At 49.4% G+C, this 20,952-nt stretch carries 16 protein-coding genes; all 16 read left to right on the top strand.

Annotated features, from left to right (window positions below; all coding sequences use genetic code 11):
• Positions 1-164 precede the first annotated feature (164 nt).
• The 16 genes from H6629_16720 (at position 165) to H6629_16645 (ending at position 20,916) form a co-directional block, all read left to right on the top strand.
• Complete coding sequence (locus tag H6629_16720) at positions 165-3,140, top strand: TonB-dependent receptor (GenBank protein MCB9069435.1); 2,976 nt, start codon at positions 165-167, stop codon at positions 3,138-3,140.
• Positions 3,141-3,191: 51 nt separating this feature from the next.
• Positions 3,192-5,255 (top strand): hypothetical protein, encoded by a 2,064-nt coding sequence (locus H6629_16715; GenBank protein MCB9069434.1) that lies wholly within the window; start codon positions 3,192-3,194, stop codon positions 5,253-5,255.
• Positions 5,256-5,302: 47 nt separating this feature from the next.
• Positions 5,303-6,304, top strand: coding sequence for a PorV/PorQ family protein (locus H6629_16710; GenBank protein ID MCB9069433.1), 1,002 nt, complete (start codon positions 5,303-5,305; stop codon positions 6,302-6,304).
• 78 nt (positions 6,305-6,382) lie between these two features.
• The gene (locus H6629_16705) at positions 6,383-7,552 is read left to right on the top strand and encodes an IPT/TIG domain-containing protein (protein ID MCB9069432.1); all 1,170 of its coding nucleotides are present in this window, start codon (positions 6,383-6,385) and stop codon (positions 7,550-7,552) included.
• A gap of 15 nt (positions 7,553-7,567) precedes the next feature.
• Complete coding sequence (locus H6629_16700) at positions 7,568-8,680, top strand: T9SS type A sorting domain-containing protein (protein ID MCB9069431.1); 1,113 nt, start codon at positions 7,568-7,570, stop codon at positions 8,678-8,680.
• A gap of 71 nt (positions 8,681-8,751) precedes the next feature.
• Positions 8,752-9,360 (top strand): carboxypeptidase regulatory-like domain-containing protein, encoded by a 609-nt coding sequence (locus tag H6629_16695; protein MCB9069430.1) that lies wholly within the window; start codon positions 8,752-8,754, stop codon positions 9,358-9,360.
• Positions 9,361-9,377: 17 nt separating this feature from the next.
• Positions 9,378-10,985, top strand: a complete 1,608-nt coding sequence (locus H6629_16690; protein ID MCB9069429.1) for an alpha-galactosidase — start codon at positions 9,378-9,380, stop codon at positions 10,983-10,985.
• A 198-nt stretch (positions 10,986-11,183) separates the two neighbouring features.
• On the top strand, positions 11,184-11,936 hold the full coding sequence (locus H6629_16685; GenBank protein MCB9069428.1) for a carbohydrate-binding family 9-like protein: 753 nt from the start codon (positions 11,184-11,186) through the stop codon (positions 11,934-11,936).
• 88 nt (positions 11,937-12,024) lie between these two features.
• Positions 12,025-13,086 carry an amidohydrolase gene (locus tag H6629_16680; GenBank protein MCB9069427.1) on the top strand — a complete coding sequence of 354 codons (1,062 nt, stop codon included), beginning with the start codon at positions 12,025-12,027 and terminating at the stop codon, positions 13,084-13,086.
• Positions 13,087-13,091: 5 nt separating this feature from the next.
• The gene (locus H6629_16675) at positions 13,092-14,273 is read left to right on the top strand and encodes a hypothetical protein (protein ID MCB9069426.1); all 1,182 of its coding nucleotides are present in this window, start codon (positions 13,092-13,094) and stop codon (positions 14,271-14,273) included.
• A 23-nt stretch (positions 14,274-14,296) separates the two neighbouring features.
• Positions 14,297-15,838, top strand: a complete 1,542-nt coding sequence (locus H6629_16670; protein ID MCB9069425.1) for a hypothetical protein — start codon at positions 14,297-14,299, stop codon at positions 15,836-15,838.
• Positions 15,831-16,307, top strand: a complete 477-nt coding sequence (locus H6629_16665) for a hypothetical protein (protein ID MCB9069424.1) — start codon at positions 15,831-15,833, stop codon at positions 16,305-16,307. The genes H6629_16670 and H6629_16665 overlap by 8 nt, the downstream gene beginning before the upstream one ends.
• A gap of 31 nt (positions 16,308-16,338) precedes the next feature.
• Positions 16,339-18,360: a hypothetical protein gene (locus H6629_16660; protein MCB9069423.1), complete on the top strand. Its 2,022-nt coding sequence runs from the start codon at positions 16,339-16,341 to the stop codon at positions 18,358-18,360.
• Positions 18,361-18,412: 52 nt separating this feature from the next.
• Positions 18,413-19,633: a hypothetical protein gene (locus tag H6629_16655; GenBank protein MCB9069422.1), complete on the top strand. Its 1,221-nt coding sequence runs from the start codon at positions 18,413-18,415 to the stop codon at positions 19,631-19,633.
• Positions 19,634-19,672: 39 nt separating this feature from the next.
• The gene (locus tag H6629_16650; protein ID MCB9069421.1) at positions 19,673-20,638 is read left to right on the top strand and encodes a Gfo/Idh/MocA family oxidoreductase; all 966 of its coding nucleotides are present in this window, start codon (positions 19,673-19,675) and stop codon (positions 20,636-20,638) included.
• Positions 20,635-20,916, top strand: a complete 282-nt coding sequence (locus H6629_16645; GenBank protein MCB9069420.1) for a hypothetical protein — start codon at positions 20,635-20,637, stop codon at positions 20,914-20,916. The genes H6629_16650 and H6629_16645 overlap by 4 nt, the downstream gene beginning before the upstream one ends.
• Positions 20,917-20,952 lie beyond the last annotated feature (36 nt).

The following is a 20,952-nucleotide window of genomic DNA, read 5'->3' as shown; positions in this document are numbered from 1 at the left end:
TCAAGCACCTTACTTTCAACTCTTGATTTTTATTTTTGTTAATCCGAGTTACACATTTTTGTTCACTGTCATCTTTGTCTGCTTTGGCAACAAATATGAACACATAACAGCAGCAACTTAATTCAATTTTCTCTGAAAATTTTAACCAACAAATAGGAGGCATTATGCAGAAATCGTTTAAGCCGAACTGTTTGTTTGTGTTTTTCTTGATCCTGGCTTTTTTCGCGACCACACTTCCCGTTGCAGCCGCAACCGGGAAAATAGCCGGACAAGTTAAAGACAAAGCTACGAACGAACCGCTCCCGGGCGTAAACGTCTTTCTGGAAGGAAGCAACATGGGCGCAGCAACGGATGAAGATGGCTATTTCTTCATCATCAACGTTCCGCCGGATGTTTACACCGTTCGGGCGGAAATTATCGGTTATGCTCCGGTAGTTATGGAAAACGTGAAAGTGAGCATCAACCAAACAACAACCCTGACATTCAACATGACAACACAGGCTGTTGAAGGGCAGGCGGTGGTTGTGGAGGCGGATCGCCCGGTTGTGCAACTGGACGTGTCCTCCAGCCAACGGATTGTCACCAGCGAAGTGCTGGAAGATCGCCCGTTGGATAACTTCGAGGAAATTCTGGCGACCGAAGCCGGCATCGACATTTCCGCTTCTGCGGACGGTTCCGGATTGCTGGTTCGCGGCGGTGGATTGAATGAAACGGATATTGTCGTGGACGGACTTTCCACCCGGAATGAACGGAACCAACAACCCGTTACCAATCTCAGCCTCACCGCCATTCAGGAAGTTGAAATTCTCACCGGCGGCTTTAATGCGGAATATGGTGACATACGTTCCGGTTTGATCAACGTGCGCACCAAAGAAGGCAGTTTGGATCGCTTTAATGTTAATGTGGATTACCGCATGAGCCCCGCTGCCCGAAAGCATTTTGGTCCCAGCCCGTACGATCTTGAAGGACCGTTTTGGAAGGTTTACGCCGGAAAAGATGCGTTCACAGGCATCACTCAGGCAATGGTAGATGCCGGCGATTACCCGTTCACATTTCCGGGGTGGAATAAATGGTCAAAGGATTTGGTAGAAGATCCCGATCCGAACAATGATTTTACCCCGCAGGCATTGCAGGAAATCTGGAAATGGCAGCATCGAACCCGGAAATATGCCCAAAATCCTGATCATATTATCGATGCGACAATTAGCGGACCGGTGCCGGGCACAAACGTATCATTCCTGCTTTCGCAGCGATACGAAAATCTGCAGCTGGTGTATCCGTTCAGCCGTGATAATTCGACGACGAGCAGCACGCTGTTGAAGCTGACCACCCAGTTGACGCCCAAAACCAAACTGTCGTTTACCAACAACATGATCGTTTTGAACGGCGTCAGTGGTTCCATTTTTGACGATACCAACGGCATGATAACCGGTAGCCGCGAAGGCGTTGTTTATGCCCAAAACGTCATTTCCGGTTTTGAGTATCGCAAAATGTGGCATGATGCCAATTACAATCCAATCCGCACCATTCAATATCGCGGCGGATTGTCGATGAACCACGTGATCAATCCGAGCACATTTTACGATTTGCGTCTGGAATATACCAATTATCAAACCCGGCAGGAACCCATCGGTTTGCGCGATACCACCGGGATTGTTGAAATTGGCGGTGTGATGTTTGATGAGCAGCCCTTTGGCTATGTTGGCAGCCAGTTGGGCAGCATCACCGAACAATTCGATATCGTGAATGAATTCATGATATCCGGCGGCGGACGCGGACAGGATCACTCCCGTTATTGGGGAATGGCGCTCTCCGGCGATCTGGTTTCGCAAATCAACAAATACAACCAGGTTAAAACCGGTTTTTCGATCGATTACACCGCGTTTAAAGAACGCCGGGAAATCAACAATGGCGCAACAACAACGCCATTTGAAGTAAATCCCGGAAACTGGTGGCGTTACGATGAAAGCCCGTTCAAACTTGGCGCATACATTCAGGACAAACTGGAATATGAAGGCATGATCGCCAACGTAGGATTGCGGGCGGATTATTTGCAACCCGGCGCAAGTCCGTTCAACCTGAACACTAATTATATTTTTTCAAACTTGCCGTATACCGAGCAGGTTTGGCGCCAGAATGAAAACACGTTCGATCCCCTTCGCACCGATGACAAAGCATACAAATTGTATTTGAGTCCGCGATTGGGCATCTCTCACCCGATGACCGCCAGCAGCAAAATATTTTTCAACTACGGTCATTTTTACCAGCCGCCGGTGAACGATCAGCTCTATTTCAACCGTCCGTCTGGAACCTCGGCAAATATTCCCAGAGTGGATATCGAGTGGCCGCGAACCATCGCGTACGAAATCGGTTACGAGCAAAGCATCACCGGTAATTTTCTTGTTCACGTTTTGGGATATTACAAAGATGTGGAAAACCAGATCACCCAACAGGAAATCATTCCGCTGGATAACGCCAATAACGTAACCACTTACAGCAACAACAGTTACGCAGATATTCGCGGGTTACAGTTGCGGCTGGAAAAACGCACCGGGCGATTCTGGTATGGCTTCGCATCGGTTGAATATTTGGTAAAAAGCACCGGTTTAACGGGATTTGCAACGATTTATGAAGACCCGCAATTGGCCGATTTACAGCGCGAAAACGCCACCCAGTTCCGAGATGATCCGGTACCGGTAGTCACCAGCAACCTGACTTTCCGCACACCGCTGGATTACGGCACCTTTTTTGGCGACTGGCGATTGAATTTGCTGATGGAATGGTCCGACGGCGGCACAACCCTGCTGAACCCGGATGCACCGTTGAGCGAACAACATCGCGTTGGCGTTATCGATTACCACAATATGGATTTGCTGTTGGAAAAACGGTTCAAAATGTTTAGCACCCGAATGGGATTTTACATGCAAATCCGCAACCTGACCAACTTTAAGGGATTCCCCAACCCCTTGAATTATACCCGATACGAAGATTCCCTGCATTTCCCGCATGAGCAGGGCGAACAAAAAGGCAATGACAAGCTGGGCGATTACAAACAGGATTATATCGACCTGGGATGGAACACATGGTCGCATTTTGTTAATCCGAGAGACATTTTCTTTGGTCTCCGGGTACAACTGTGATGCGGAAAGCATGCTTTCATGCACACGAACCAGTTTAGATTTGGAGGAAAAATGAACAAACAAATAAAGCTGCACATGATCAAACTGTTGATCAGTTGTATCATACTAATTCTTTCCGCATCCGTTGCAGTTGGTCAAACCCGCACACACAACCTGGGCGATTACAAATACCGGGTTGAGGCTGGCGAAACCATCAACACCAACGATGTGGAACCTACCGGCGAATGGCCGCAGGATCAGTTCCGTTACGGAACGGTTGTGTTTCGTAACAGCGGTTTCGCCATATTAAACTGGGTCGATGAAAACGGAACGACCCACTCAAAAGAAGAATTTTTAGATCCGGTGAGCTACAATCAGTCCGAACCGTACGGCATTCGGGAAGTTCGCCGCGCCGCACCGCCGGAAGTGTGGGTAACCGCAGAAGGCAAAAAACAGCTCTCATCGCGGCGGTTTAACGGAACAGTTGACCCGAATTTACCTGCCGATATCATGATCGAAAATCGCTACAAAGCGTTACCGGGATTCGATGTCGTCAAACGCACATACTCATATTCCAATCCGGATCACGACGATTACGTAATCGTTGAATATGTGTACACCGTAACTTTCGATTGGGATGAAGATCCCGAACCTGATACGGACGACACCCAAACGCTGGACGATGTCTATTTTTTGATCGGTTACACCTTCCAAACGGCAGAGGGAACCTGGATCACCTATTCCCGATGGTACGAAGAAGGCAAAGATGACTGGGCAACATACGAAGCCCGGAACTCTACGCTGGTTTCCGGCGGACGCCAGATTCACCTGTCATACGCATGGGATGGCGATCATCCGGATTACACGGAATTTGAAGCCGGCGGGCCGACATTCGACGACACTGGCGATCCCCGCTTTGCCACAGGTTCCGGCGGAACCACGCCAATGCCATCTGCAGAATTTGTGTCGAACGCGTACTCCGGCTTTTCCGCGCTGCATATCGATCGCTCGGCAACGGATAATACAGATTGGCTCACTCAACCACTGTCCGTTCATGGAAACATGAATATTTACAACGTTTGGGACAGCGATTTCCCGGGATTTTCAACCATTTGGGATTGGGCGGCATCCGGCGAAAAATTTATTGTCGAAATGCAACCCGATTGGCCGGACGACCCATCCGGGCAGGAAGCGGAATATAATTTCCAAGCTTTCGGGCCATATGATTTGCAAAAAGGTGATTCCATCCGCATTGTTTACGCGGTAGGCGCAAACGGCATTTCCCGCGATTTGTGTATCGAAAAAGGGTTGGAATGGCGCGACTGGTATCGCGGCGGCGCATCAACTTTTGACGACGCAGCTAAAAACGCGCTGTTGGCGACCGGCAAAGATTCGCTATTTCAAACGATGGACCGTGCCCTGTTTGCATGGAATAACGGGCTCGATATTCCCGATCCGTTACCGGCACCCAATCTGGATGTGATTTCCGGTCCCAACCGCATCGAGCTGGAATGGCAGGACATGAGCACCGTACCGGATTGGGATTCCGGTCAACCGGATCTGGATTTTTACCGCATCTACCGCAAACGCGGCGCATTCCTGGTTGATACTTATAATGAAATCCGTCCGAGCGGCGAACATCTGCGCTGGGAAATGATTGCCGAAGTTCCTGCCAGCGAAACAACTTACACGGATAACGATGTGGTTCGCGGCGAAGCGTATCACTATGCCGTTACCGCTGTAGATGCGCAAGGGCTGGAAAGTTCCAAATACGCCAACCGTTCCGAAATTGCCGCTTCCGCGTTTGAGCCGGGTGCCGCGAGTGCGGATAAAGTGCGTATTGTTCCCAACCCGTACGTCCGGAAAGCAGAGGATTTCAACTTTACGGAAGACGATAACCAGCTACTGTTTGTCAATCTGCCGCCGTATTGCACCCTGCGCATTTTCACCGTTACCGGGGATCTTGTGAAAACGATCGATCACCAAAGCGGCAGCGCGGATGAAAAATGGGATCAGATCACCGAGTCCAACCAGTATGTGGCTTCCGGCGTGTATATCCTTCAGATAGATGACGCCGAAAACCTGGCTCGCGAACCAATTCAGGGCAGTATCGAAAAATTTGTAATCATCCGGTAGTCGGACATTCCGTATCGTTTGAATGAAAAATCCTTATGGAGGATAAAATGAATAGAACATTAAAATACTTTTTCCCACTTTTGATGGCGGCTGTTTTGCTCCAAACGCCCGCATCGGCGGATGGTATCAGCAAAATTGCCCAGTCCGGGATGAAGTGGTTATCCATTCCCGTTGGCGCACGAGCCAGCGCGTTGGGTAATGCCTACACAGCTTTGGCAAACGATGCCAGCGCTGTTTTCTGGAATCCTGCCGGTTTGGCTTTTGCGGAAGGCGGGCACCTGTTTCTCAACCAAAACCAGTGGATTGCGGAAATAAATGTGAGCAGTGCCGCAATCAGTTGGAGCACCAGCAGCTACGGTGTTTTTGGCGTTCACCTCTCCACGGTTGATTGGGGAACGCTGAACGGCACGCGCCGGACAAACGACGCTCAGGGTTACGAAGAAACCGGCACTTTTTCGCCGGACCATTTTCTGGTCGGCGTCAGCTATGCCCGGCGGATTTCGGAACGATTCGCGTTGGGCGGAAATGTCCGTTATTTGCATGAAAATCTGGGCACAACAAATATTGGCAATTTTGATGAAGCAACCGAATTCACTGCAGAATCGAACTTGCTCGCATTCGATTTCGGCACCATTTACCACACCGGTTATAAAGATCTGCGGATCGCGATGTCCTTCCAAAACTTCTCAAAAGAGGTGGTTTATCGGGAGGAATATTTTTCGCTGCCGCTGACTTTCCGAATTGGTATGGCAATGGGGCTGAAGGATTTTATCGGCGGACAGGATTCGCCGCACAACGTCACCATGTCCGTAGATGCAATTCACCCACGTGATTACGGCGAACGCATGCATCTGGGTCTGGAATATGGATTCAAAGATCTGGTATTCCTGCGCGGCGGATACAAAACCAATTATGATCAGGAAGATTTTACAGTCGGTGGCGGTTTTGCGTATAGCGCCGGATCGTTATCTTTAGGCCTGGATTATAGTTACGTTGCGTTCCAGAATTTTGATGGCGTACACATGTTCTCGTTCGATTTCCAGTTTTAATGGGTCTTTAGCATATTGGACTTTTATTTAGCGATCAGGAAAGTCAATTCGCTAAAGAAAAAACCGGAGGAAAAATTAATGAAACCAAAGATGAAGATACACCTTTTTACCGGGATGTTGGCATTCGCCCTGCTATTTGCAGGCTGCGAAGACAACGACCAGCCGGTTTATGGCGCCAACAAACCCGACCCAAATCCCACCGGCAAAGCGGCGGCAACGATAACCGGAATAACGCCCACCGTCGGTTTTCTGAAAGATGAAATTGTCATCAACGGCAGCGGATTTGACACCGAACCATCGTTCAACATGGTTCGGTTTGGCAACAAGGTTGGCACGGTTACAGCCGCAACCGCAACCTCGCTGACCGTCATTACGCCAAACGTTAACGATGCAACGGTAGATGTGCAGGTGGCCGTAAAGGGTTCCGAATTCTGGAGCAACAATTCCGCATTTACCTTTTTGCCCACGCTGGAACTTCTCGCAGAAGATATCAACTGGGCAAACGGCATCGAGGTTGATGACAACAATAACGTTTATATCGGTGCACGGAACGACGGTCAGATTATAAAAATTGCGCCGGACGGCACCCGCAGCGTTTTTGCAGATGTGCCGGTCGGCGGGCAACTACGTTTTGGTCCGGGCGGCTATCTGTATGTTTGCGCAGTGGATGAAAACAAAGTTATCCGTGTTTCGGCAGATGGCTCATCTATCGAGGATTACGCATTTGCCGATGCCGCTGTGTCGATCGATTGGGATGCTGCTGGCAACACATACATCGTTTCCCGCGATGCAGGCATCAACGTAATGGATACGGGTGGCAACATGACTTACATCGATCTGGACGGCGCACCGGTGAAAAATTGCCGGGTGTTCGACGGATATCTGTATATCAACCGAATTTGGGACGGAACCATCACCCGCTTCCCGATTACCGGCGGCAGTTTGGGCGCAGAAGAACCCTATCTGGAAACCGACGGGCTTTCGCCCAGCAGCTTCGATTTCGATGAGAATGGCGTCATGTATTGGGCGCATGCCTGGGAAGGCAACCTCTACACCCTCAATCCGGACGGCACGCCCGGCGAAACATTATACGAAGGCGAATTGTATCCGAATGATTCCCCAATGCGCTACATGACTTTCCGCAACCGGGCTATTTATGCGGCGTTCCCCTGTTGGGGTGGCGATTGCGGCGCTGCTTTAAAAGCGTACATCGGCGTGCAGGAAGCCCCGAATTATGGACGGGACTAACCATTAAGGACGTTTATGCTTCACAACAACGATAGTTATTTTGCAAAAAAAGATCTGTTTCGGACGCCGGGAGTTTTCCCGGTGTCCGGATATTTGCCGGAATTTTCCGCTACCGTTGCGCTTCGCCGGTTGATCTTTTTCGCAATTCTGTTGACAGCCGTTGCCTTTTCACAGAGCAAAGGCGGCAGATGGACATTTGAAAATAATGGCGACGATATCGCCGAATGGGATGCAACAAACAATCCCGGCGTGTTGCAAAACATGGCCATGTTCGATAGCAGCCCGCCCCTGCAGGAAGGCAACGCCTATCTTTGGCTGGATACGTTGCAAACACATAATTTTCTTCTTATCGACGACAGTAATGATCTGGATTTTGACGATGAAAACATCGGTATTTCGGGATGGATTTATCCGGTGGTGCTCAACGATGTGCACTATTTGATCAACAAAGGTGAGCAGAAAAAAAATCCCAAAACTACCAATTACGCACTGCGAATTTCAAACGGAACGAACCATCTGGAATTTCTCATTCGCGATGCCAATAATCAGGCGCAGGTGGTTGCCTCAAATTTTACAATTGTTACGGGACAATGGCAGTTTGTTGCGGCGTTTTATGATTTTACAGCCGGAAAAGTTTACATGTGGAACAATCCGGTTGCGGAGCCTGCGGATACGCTGGATTTTAACCAGAGCTTTTTTTCAAACAGCGAGCCGTTGGCAATCGGCAGTTGGTTCCGGGATGATCCTGCCAATCCGTCAATAAAGGATTTTAAAGGGAAAATGGATGATGTGCGCATCAGCGGCCGGCTGGCAGATATCCTGCCCGTTTCCACCGGCATCACACGAAACGGCGAAAATATTTCCGCTCAAATGGCGCTCCATCAAAATTACCCGAATCCATTTAACCCGGCAACCCGGATTGCGTTTGACATCCCGCAAAACATGCAGGTGCAGCTAATCATTTACAACAGCCGTGGTCAAAACGTCGCCAAACTTGTGGATGGAAGATTACCTTCGGGACGTTATGAAACCCAATGGAGTGGTCAGAATTTACCATCGGGAGTGTACTATTATCAACTGATTGCCGGGACAAAAACACAAACACGTAAAATGCTGTTGGTAAAATAACACGCATCGGGTGTTGTAACGATTTTCCGGCGTGCTTGCGCAATTCGCCACAAAAAAATTTTTGGAGTACGATGAGCAAATTTTTTTCGATTATCGCCAGTCTATTTGTACTGTTCCAGATGCATGGCTGTGCAACCGGATCACAAATTATAATGGAAGAACCACAGCCGGAAAAAAGTCTGCTGGTTGGTGCAATTTTGTTGGAAAACAACGGCGTAGAGGATGTTTTTGAATCGAAAACCGCCAATATCCGGGTGGTCGTGGTTGGCAAATCCAGCATCGACGGGCGCGAAGAAGGCTATCGAGTAAAAACCGATGAGAACGGATATTTTATGATTCCCAATGTGCCGCCCGGCGCATATGTCATCAAAGGCATCGAAGTGGATCTCGGTTACGAAACCCGTTTGCTGCTGACCTCCCGATGGGAAGGCAACATCCAGTTGTATTATCCGATTGATACGATTATCGATTACACAGTGCGGCTTTGGCCGGAATCGACCGATGAAAAAATCATCAACCTGCAAATCAATTATTTTTCGATTGACCAGGCGTTTCGTGCCATTCACCGTCGTTTTGAAAATCTCAACAATACATCGCTGCTATTGATGGATAAATCTTACACAATGGAAAACCCGGAAACTTATTTTAAAATCAGGTATCCGCACTCAAATTGGTTTTAACAAACACCGGTATTCAAATGAAAAACTACCTATCCGGGATTATACTGTTCGTTACGATCTTTGGCGGAAGTTTGATTGCCCAATCCGCTACTGAAGCTGGCGACTATAGGATCTCAATAGAGCTGTCGGCCGATGAGTATTGGTGGGGCGGCGTTGTCGTCGATGGATCAGCAATGCCCTTTGGCAAAAATCCGTACGCGCACGATTTGTTAGGCAACAACAAAGGCAACCAAAGCCAGCCGCTGCTGATTTCAAATCAGGGTCGCTATGTCTGGTGCGAAGATCCGTTCCGGTTCGAATTCAGCGGGAACCAATTAACCGCGAGTTCACAATTCAGCCAGATTTTTTCCGGCAAAACCGGGAATACGCTTAAAGATGCATTTCTTTCCGTGAGCAAACAGTATTTCCCACCGGCAGGCAAATTACCGGATGAATTGTTATTTTCTGCGCCGCAATACAACACCTGGATCGAGTTGATGTATGACCAGAATGAAGCGGATATCCTCACGTATGCACAGGCAATAATCGACAACGGTTTCCCGCCCGGCGTGCTGATGATCGACGACAACTGGCAGGAAGATTACGGCACCTGGGAATTTAAGGCGGAGAAATTCAGCAATCCGCGCGAAATGATTCGCCGGTTGCATGATATGGGATTTAAGGTAATGCTCTGGGTGTGCCCGTTTGTCAGCCCGGATTCCCCGGTTTATCGCGAGATTTCCGAAAAAGGCTATTTGCTTCGCGAAAACACCGACGCTGGTGAACCGGCAATGATTCGCTGGTGGAACGGCGTGAGTGCCGTCATCGATTTTACCAATCCGGAAGCTGAAATGTGGTTCCATCAACAGCTCCAATTTTTAATCGAAAAATATGCGGTGGACGGATTCAAGCTGGACGGCGGCGACGACTATTTTTACGTCGGTGATTATCGCTCGTTTGAGCAAACCCACGCCAACGGACACATGGAAATGTATGCCCGCGTCGGGCTTCGCTATCCGTTGAATGAATTTCGCGCCTGCTGGAAACTCGCCGGACAGCCGTTGGCACAACGGCTCAGGGATAAAGCCCATGACTGGCAGGATTTGCAAAAATTAATACCGGATATTCTGACACAGGGTTTGGTCGGCTATGCGTTTTCCTGTCCGGATATGATCGGCGGCGGCGAATTTGGTTCATTTTTGAGCACCACTACCATCGATCAGGAATTGGTCGTGCGCTCCAGCCAATGCCACGCGTTGATGCCAATGATGCAATTTTCGGTGGCGCCCTGGCGAATCCTTTCTCCGGAAAATTTAGCCATCTGCCGGAAAATGGCAGATCTGCACGAACAGTTCGCAGCAACCATTTTGCAATTGGCGAACGAATCTGCACACACCGGCGAGCCAATTGTGCGACACATGGAATATGTTTTTCCACATCAGGGTTACGCGAACATAAAAGACCAGTTTATGCTGGGTGACAGCATTTTGGTTGCACCGGTTCTGGCTCAGGGTGCCGTTACAAAAACCATCCATTTCCCGGCGGGAAACTGGCAGGGCGATGACGGTAGCGTGGTTAAAGGTCCGAAAATCGCCGTTGTAAACGCACCTATCGAACGGCTACCCTGGTATCGCAGATTGAAATAATTTGTCGACTGATTCAAAGAAAACTCGCAACACGAGTCGCTTCGAAGACACGGTAAGTTTTCAAATACCCTCACCCTTCGATGCACTCGATCAAAAAAAATGCGCAACCGACAGATTCAGACAATTCGTTAAAATACCGGTTTCCCCGTTGCGTAACATCAATAGATAATTTCTACCGTTAAACCATCAGGTGCCGCAATGAAATGCCCTGAATTTGCAACCGCACTTATTGCCGGATTGCTGCTGACCTGCCTCGCCTGCAACGGTCCACAACAGCAGCATCAACCGGAATTCCGGATTACCGCAGCAATGGCAACCGGAGCAATATCAGTTGATGGGTTGCTGGACGAAACCGCATGGCAATCCGCACAAACGGTAACACTCCGCGATAATCGTTCCGGCGATCCCGTTACCGAGAAAGACATCCAAACATGGGTGAAAGCCTGTTTTGATGAAAAAATGCTGTTTGTCGGTTTTATCTGTAATGATCCCGATATCTGGAGCACATTCACAAAAAGGGACGAACATTTGTGGGAAGAAGAAGTTGTGGAAGTTTTTCTCGATACCGATCAGGATGAAAATACATACGTTGAAATCGAAGTATCACCGGCCAATGTGTTGTTCGATAGCTACATCGTCGATCCGCAAAACATTGATGTTGCCGCCACAAAAGCATATGACCTAAGTAACATAAAAACAGCTGTTTCGGTGAACGGTTCACTCAATAAAAGGGATGACCGCGATACCGTCTGGACTGTCGAAATCGCTATTCCGCTGGCGGAAATTACGGATGCGGAACATCCCGTTGTGCCCGGTAAAACACAGTGGAAAATCAATTTTTACAGAGTAAACGCAGATGCCGGTGAACCGTCCACGGGTTACGCCTGGTCACCAACCGGAGCACGGTTTCACAAGCCATCTGTTTTCGGCACGCTGTTTTTTGAAAAATGAGAATGACTCAACTAAACGGGCGAAACCATTTCGCCAGGAGGCGAAGATGCGCAATTTGGCAATCGTTACACTAATTTTGGGGGTATGTATGTCTGGCATTGCTTCGTTGCATGGACAATCCGGCGATCTCAAACTGCTGGACTGGCAGCCGGTCAGCCAAATGGTGGTGAAGGAAACCAAAATCATGAAGCCGAAATTCCCGGTAATTGATATTCACAACCACCTCGGCGAATTGGCAAATACAGAAAAATATCTGGCAGAAATGGAAGCGGCAGGTGTCTGGAAATGCGTTAGCCTGGACGCCAATTCCGAAAATGATTTTTACAAAGAACATCTGCGCGAATCCCAGAAAGTATCCAAAGAGCGCTTTTTACTCTTTTTCAGACCTGATTTCAGCCGCATTGACGAGCCCGATTTTGGCAAAAACGAAGCCAAAAGACTGGAAGCAGCCGTAAAAATGGGCGTTCGCGGGCTAAAAATTTCCAAAGACCTTGGGTTGAAATGGAAGGATAAAACCGGAAAACTGGTTCGGGTGGATGATCCGCGAATCGATCCGATCTGGGCAAAATGCGGCGAATTGGGCATCCCGGTGATGATTCACGTTTCCGATCCCAAAGCCTTTTTCACACCGGTGGATCGCTACAACGAGCGATACGATGAACTGGGCGCACACCCGGACTGGTCATTTTATGGCGATGAATTTCCGTCAAAAGATGACATTCTGGCACAGCGAAACCGCATCATCGAACGGCACCCCGGCACCATTTTTATCGGTGCGCACATGGGAAACCTGCCGGAAGAATTGGGCAAAGTGGGCATCTGGCTGGATACCTACCCCAATTTTTATGTGGATATTGATGCCCGGATCAGCGAGTTGGGAAGGCAACCGTATACCGCACGTAAATTTTTCATCAAATATCAGGATCGCGTTTTGTTCGGAACGGATACACCACCGAATGCCGAAGCTTACCGCATTTATTACCGGTTTCTGGAAACAGATGACGAATACATTGATTCCGCAGCCGGGCACCATTTACAGGGTCGCTGGATGATTTACGGCGTCTTTTTGCCGGACGATGTGCTGGAAAAAATCTATAACAAAAATGCGCTGAAAATTTTAAACATGATAAAAATTAAATCGGAAAGTTAAACAACATGCGGCTAAAATTCTGGTTACTGGCAATTTTGGGGATTGCGTTATTCGGGCACCTTTTTGCCCAGCAAAAAGAAATCATCGGATGCTACCAGTCGTGGAAATGGCAAAAAAATTCTGCTGCGCACAGCCTGCAGGCAATTCCGTACGACAAACTGACGGTCATCAACTATTCCTTTTTTTATCCGCTGGAAAGCGGGGAAATTGTCGGGATGGATTCGATCGCCGATCGCTACTTGCTGTTGGGCGAAACCGAGGACATGCCTGAGAATGACGAGCCGTCCGAATCGATGATCGATTTAGCGCATCAGCAGGGCACAAAAGTTGTGCTGTCCGTCGGTGGCTGGGAAACATCCGGCAACTTTCCGCAGGTTTCTGCCGATCCCGAAAAACGTGCCAATTTTGCCCATTGGTGCGTCCAACACATTAAAAAATATGGCTTTGACGGCATTGATATCGATTGGGAATTTCCCGGATACGTGCGCCACAATGGCACACCGCAGGATCGCTATAATTTCACATTTTTGCTGCAAACAGTGCGGGACAGCCTGCTGGCATATGGGCAAAAAGCCGGACAGCAATACATCCTTTCCGCTTCCCTGCCGGCTGCTGCCGGTCACTTGCCGGATATCGAGGTTCAGAAAATCACCGCTATTCTGGATTACCTGAATATTATGACTTACGATTTGTTTGGTCCGTGGGGAACCATCAGCAATCACAACTCCGCATTGTTTGGACCGGCGCAGGGTGATTCGGCACGCTGTCTGGACGGCGCATTTAAACTCTACCACGAAACCCACGGTGTTCCGGCAGAAAAAATCAATCTCTGTGTCGTTTTTTTCGGGCATGTGTTCAACAATGGCAGTGAAATTTATGGCGCGCACCAGGGTTCAAAAAATCCGCTGTTCGCGGCGGATGATGGCGTACGATACGCCGAAATTTCGGAAAAAATGGATCTTTTTGATCGCCGGTGGGATGCCAAAGCTCAGGCGCCGTATCTGGTTAGCAAATCGCCCGCAATGCTCATTTCACTCGATGATCCGGAATCCGTTACGTTAAAAGCCGAATACATTATCCGGCAAAACGCCCGCGGTTTGGTCATTTGGCCGCTGATGGGTGATTATTCGGAAAACGGGCAAACACCGTTGCTCGATGCGCTCCACAAAAAGTTCAGCGAACAGTAAATATTCAAATTGTGAGGTGGAAAATGGATCGACGAACATTTCTGAAAACCGGCGGCGCAGCGGTTGTTTTGTCCGGCATCGGTGCAAAAACCGCATATGCCCGCGTGCCTGCCCACAATTGGGATGGTTATAATTTTGGTGGCGGACCGGAAGTAAAAGACAGGCTCTACCAGGGTCCCTTTCCGCAATATGCGCCGGAGGAATATGTGCCGGGAAATTCGGTTGTCAGCAGCACAACGCCATCCAAAGGAGTTGTGCCAAACTACGGAATGGGGTTAATTACCTACGTTTGCGACGAAGTTGGACCGCCAAAAATCAAAGGCGAATCGCTCGCAGAATCCATTGAAAAACTGGCGAAAATGTCGTTGGGCAACAAATTGTATATCCGGGTCGATTGGCGCGATATCCAACAAAAACCCGGTCGTCTGGATTTTCCGGAACACTGGAAACTCACTTTCGAGATGGCCAAAAAATATGGTAAAAAAGTCGGATTGCGAATTCAGCTGATGAGTCCGGTGATCGAACCGCATTCCTGCCCGGATTTTGTGGCGGAAAAAACACCGTTTGTCAAATTGGGCACCACCGATCAAATCGGCATTCCCGGCAAGGTGCATTACGCCCCGCGATACGATCATCCGACGTTTATGAACGCGTTCAAAGAAATGGACAGCATGCTGGCCGATATTTACAACGGGCACCCGGATGTGGAATATGTCGATACCTGCATGTATGGTTTTTGGGGCGAAGGGCACACCTGGCCTTTTCGGGGGCATTGTTTTCCGGACGATTTGACCGCCGAAAAAACGTTTATGGAAATGCTTGAGCATCAAATCCGGAATTGGGACAAAACCCCGCTGACCACCAACACCCAACCGGACTACAGCCGGGTGGGAAATTCGGAGATGCTGGATCGCACCATTCGTTCGCACAATTGGTTGCGCACCGACACTATTTTTATCGAAAACACCCAAATTGATTCGCTGAGCAATCGACCGCCGTGGATTGGCGCGACGATCGAACAGGGCATTTCCGACGGCACACCGGAAACCCTGCGGATGAAAGAAGGCATTCCCCGTACGGAAAGCATCATTTCACATGTGAAAGATCTTGGCGCAAACTATTTCTCGTTGTGGAACTGGCATCGCATATCGGCAGACCGGATCATGAATTATTACAACCAATTTCCGGATTCGCTGGACGATCTGGCGCGTAACATCGGTTACCGGGTGCGCCCATCCTGGATTTGGTCATTCGAAAAAGAGGAGCACCCCGGATTGGTGATGGGTTTTGTAAATGATGGTATTTCAGGCGTTCCGGGCGTATTGCGAATCACTGTGTTCAACGATGACGGCAGCGTGAATGTCGGCGGCAGCCTCGATGCCGGTTATCCCCTACCCCGCAAAGTCCGTCAGGCAATGTTCATTTTGCCAAAAGGCACCAACTGGGAAGGGCTGAAAGTAAAAGCTGAAATCGAAGTAAAAGGGCGCCGTTTACCGGTGCGCTGGGCATGCCGCGAAGCGCTCAATGCAGACGGATCACTTACTTTAAGAGATGGTCATGCGTAAAAATGGAACACAAAAATTTTCAATTCGACGCAACAAAAAGAGCGCCGTTTATTGCGTTCTACTGTTGATTTTCGCGTTGAGTATTCTCGCCTGCGGAAAATCCAGCAGCGGTAATGACGGTGCCGCAAACACACCACCACCAGGCGATCACCGATTTTCCGGCACATGGCAGGGCAGCCTGATAGGCGATCCGGCACATTTTATTGGCAATCCGGCCGTAACACTGGTGCTAAACCACAGCGATACTTTGCTGACCGGAACGCTGGCAACTTCGGACAGCGCGTTTACCACCGTTGCGTTCAACAATGGAAAAGTGCAGGGCGACAGCATTTTTTTCGAGGTCATCCAGTCAACCATTTACCCTGGCGCGCGGGTCAAATTTTCCGGTAAAGTATTCAATACTGTTATTTCGGGCGATTGGAACCATTCCCGGCTGCATCAGGGTGAGTGGTCAGTAAGCAAAAATTGAAATTGTTAAATATCTATTGGAGAAAAAATTTATGCACAATTTAAGTCGTTATCTGAACTGGGTGATTCCGCTGCTGCTGAGCATTTTCACATTGAACGCCCAGCCGCCGGAAGCGCAAAAACACGGGCAAAACTGGACCCATTATGTGCGCATCGCCGGACACGGCTTGAGCCAGCAAAGTGTTGCAGACATTATCAAAAGCGCCACGGAAACCCATGTTTTCGGCATCGAAACGGACAACAGCCTTACTGGATATTACGAAAGTTTTATGGAGCCAACCGAAAAACTCGCTGCCATCAAAGCGGTTGCAGAGGCGGCGCATGCGGTGGGCAACAAGGTATTCGTTTACACCGAGGGGCTGGAAACCATCACCGCGGATGCGGACAAAAAAGCGCATACGTTTTTCAAAGATCATCCCGATTGGGTGCAGCGAAACATCAACGGTAATCCGGCAGTTTTTGGCGGCGGAACCGCGTTCTGGATTTCCTCAGGTGATGAAGATGTGTGGATCACGCCGTATGCCATGCAATGGCGCGAGATATTTATGGAGCGCATTCGACAGATTGCCGCAACGGGCATCGACGGTGTGTTCATCGATATCCCGTACTGGATGACCCACTTTGACGGTTGGGAAGATACCTGGGCAAGTTTTGATGAATACACATTGGCAGCGTTCAAAGCGGTTAGCGGACTGAACGCCCGCACCGATATGCGATTGGGCGATTTCAACGACCCGAATTTCATCAAATGGGTGGATTTCCGCATTCGCACACTCACTGAATTTATGGCCGATGTCGCGAAAAACGGGCGTTCGGTGAATCCCGATTTTATCACGATTGCGGAAATTTATCCCGGTATCGAAGATGCGGCCGTTCGCGTTGGTGCGGACGTTTACGAAATGTATCAGGTGGTGGATGTCGTCGCCCACGAATACAGCGCGGGCGGCTATAAATCCGCCGATCGCCAGCCGGCGGACTGGTTCGCATTCATGACCGGCATGTATTCTTTCCGCGCATTTGCCAACGGCAAAGCCACCTGGATGCTCACTTATTCATGGGAAAATCATGAGAAAATCACCCCGGCGGATGCCATCGAAAATTTGATGATGTCCCAATTGATGGCCGGCGCCAACTGTTGGGATGCTGCCACACATGTGATGTCCCGCTCGAATGATTACGAAACCCGGAAACGCGTTTTCAAATGGATTGACGACCACGAACTGACCTTCTACCTCCCGCGCAAACCCATCCAGCCCGTCGGGGTGTATTTTTCTCAGAAAACCCGCAATTACTTTGTGGATGAATATATTCCGGCGTATCGCGGCATGATGTTTCTGCTGCTGCAATCACACCTCGAATTCCAGATCGTTACACCGCTGACGCTGTCTGATTTCACCGGCGATATGCTCATTTTACCGGATGTTAAGTGTCTGGATGAAAATGAGTTAGCATGGTTAAAAAACTACGTTGATGCCGGGAAAACGCTGGTTGCAACGGGAGAAACCGGCACGTACGATTATCTGCGCCAGCGGCGGGAAAACAACCCGTTGCACGACATGCTGGGCGTTGAAAATCCGTCAGAAGAGCAATTTTCTGTGACCGGCAAGCGGTTCAGCTATCAACCGGATTGCCCGGAAAAAGTATATTATCAGGCTGTAAAATCCGGGTTTAACGATGCGGCGTTTGAGGGGAAATTCGAATCCAGCCAATTTTACAACCAGCTTCAGGCATTTACCGACCACCTGACCGGCGATCTGAAATTCCAGCCTGCGGTGGAAGTGCAGGCATCGCCGTTTGTCGCCACCCAGATTGCCGAAGTGGACGGAAAACCGCATGTATTTTTGGCCAATTTCAAAGGGTTGAAAGGCAAAGAGAACGCCAATCAAATCCCGGAACAAAACGCGACAGTGGCTTTCCCCGCGAAAAAGGGCGCCACAGTTTACTCGCTGGATTATCTCGGCAAAGTGAAAAAAATTGGTAGTGAATGGAAAAACGGAAAGCTGCACTGCTCCGTGCCAACTTTCAAACGCGGAATGGTTGTTTGGGTTGAATAGACAACGGAAAGGGCGAGCGACTGTTCGCCCAAACCTTTAAACGGATGTGAATATGAGCAAAAAATTATTTTTTCGTGCACTTGTTTTGATTGCGGTTTTTCTGGGTTCCGTAACTTTCGGGCAGGCGCAATCGATAGCCAAAATCAGCGTGACGGAAACCGCCGGTTTTTCCCGCGATCGGGAATATGTGGAAATTTCGCTGCAAATTCCCCTGTCGGCGGCGCCGGAGGATGCGCTTTCGCTTTCGGCTGTTGATGGCAGCGGTGTGGAAACTTCGGTGCAAATTCTGCGGACGGAACGCATCTCCGGGCAGAACGTTCTGGCGCTGTGGCTGGTTTTCCCGGTTGCCGTAAACGGAATGGAAACAAAGCATTATGAGCTGAAATTTTCTACCGCAAATGCGGCTGCAACGGATTTGCAATTTGCCGGAGAAGGTACAGAACTGGTTGTTGAAAATCAATTTTATCGTGCGGACATGACCCGCAGCGACAACAGTTCCGAGCAAAAAGAGCTTTCCGGGCAAATTCGCGAAATCACCATGAAGCGCAACGGGCAGGAATTGCTGATGACCAACATTGAAAACCGGGTGCATTGGGCACCCAATTTCAAACGCCCGGAGGTGGAGTGGTACACCACCATTGCTCATTGGCAAAATCCCCGCACGCAAATCGATCGTGGAAATTATGTGATCCGCACGATCCGGCAGGATCCCGCACCAAAACACCCGGAAATTTTTCTGACGGCAGTGTATAAATATTACGCCAACGTGCCGTATTTCAGGTTTTATTCAGAAATGGACTTCACCGAAGATTTGGGTGTGGAACTGCTCCGCAACGACGAAATGACCACTGACAGCATGTTCACCCATCTGGCATTTGAGGATACAGATGGCAAAATTACGGTCGAGCCGCTGTATCCCAAAACCGGAAAAAAATTCAAAGGTCCGGTGGATAACGAAGCGCCGTGGCTCTGTTTTTATCACGAAACGGAAGGTTTTGCACTGGGCAGCATCCGTCTGATGTATGACAATACCAACGACATCGGCGAGCCGTCGCCGACCTGGCAACCGCACACCCAAATTGGCGAATGGGAAGGCAAACGCTACTGGAACCGGCGGCTGGTGCACGACCGCTGGACGTTCATTCCCAAAGGCAGCCGCTATGCGGAGGAGAATGCGTATCTGTTGTTCGAAATTGGGGAGAACGATCCGTTCGAAACGATCCGCTATTGGGCGGAACGGCTGCGGCATCCGGTAACGGTGAAGGTGGAATAAAAATCAGAAAATTATACATCAACATTGAAGGGGAAAAACATGCCAAAGAACATTACGCGGCGCGAATTTGTGAAGCGAAGCGCAGTTGCGACCGCCGGACTTTCATTCGGATTGAGTGCGTTTGCGCAGGATAAAAAGATGTCTGAAAATGATAAGATTCTGATCGGTGTGATCGGAACCGGGGATCGCGGCGCGTACGAAGCGGAAATTTTGCAGATGACGCCCGGCATCCGGGTGACGGCCTGCTGCGATATTTATCCGCCGCATCTGGCAAACGGCTTGGCGGGTGCCGAAAAAGGTGCAAAAAGCTACACCGATTATCGCAAGCTGTTGGAAAATAAAGATTTGGATGCCGTGTTAATTTGCACGCCGCAACACCTGCACTACCAAATGGCACTGGATGCGCTCGCTGCAGGCAAACACATCATTTGCCAAAAAACCATGACGCTGAACGCCGGCGATGCGGTCAGCCTATCGAAAGCGGTGAAACAGTCCGACAGCGTTTTTCAGGTAGCGTATCAATGGCAGAACAATCCGCTGTTCAACGAAATTCGCCGGATGATTCAGGATGGCGACTGCGGGCAGATCACCCACATTCGCTGCAATTACAATCGCAACATGACCTGGCGCAATCCGGTGCCCGATCCCAAATTTGAGCGATTGCTCAACTGGCGGATGTATCGCGAATATTCCGGTGGATTAATGGCGGAATTGTGTTCACACCACATTAACGTGGTAAACTGGGTGCTGGACAAGGTGCCGCAAAAAGTAACCGGTTTCGGCGGCATCAATTTTTACAATGACGGACGGGAAACCGATGACAATGTCCACACCATTTTTGAATATCCGGGTGGCGTAAGAGCCATTTATCAATCGGTGCTGACCAACGCATTTGAGGATGTGTCCATCATTTTTATGGGCACGGAAGGCACTATCACCATCCGAAAAGAAGAAGCGCAGCAGGCACATTTTATGCAGAGCCGAAAGCTGTTGAACAAATATTGACCGATGAAGGCGTTGAATCCGTGGATGCGATCACCAGCGCATCCCGAAAAGCATGGGCCCGCAGCGAGGCGATACCGATTACTGTTGCCAATCCCACCAAAGATGATTTTGAAACCACCCGCGCCATGTTTCTGGATTTTGCAGATTGCGTGCGCAACAACAAAACACCGCGCTCGAATGTGGACAACGGACGCGATGTTGCTATTTGTGTGGATATGGCGTTGCAGGCAATGGCAAACGGCAGCATCGAAACCTGGAAACCGGAATATTCCGGATAATTTTTGCAATGAACATTTCGTTTTAACCGCAGCATT

The sequence above is a fragment of the Calditrichia bacterium genome (genome assembly GCA_020634975.1).
GTDB lineage: Bacteria > Calditrichota > Calditrichia > RBG-13-44-9 > J075 > JACKAQ01.
The sequence above is the reverse complement of the archived record's forward strand: the minus strand, read 5'-3'. Positions and strand labels throughout refer to the sequence as shown.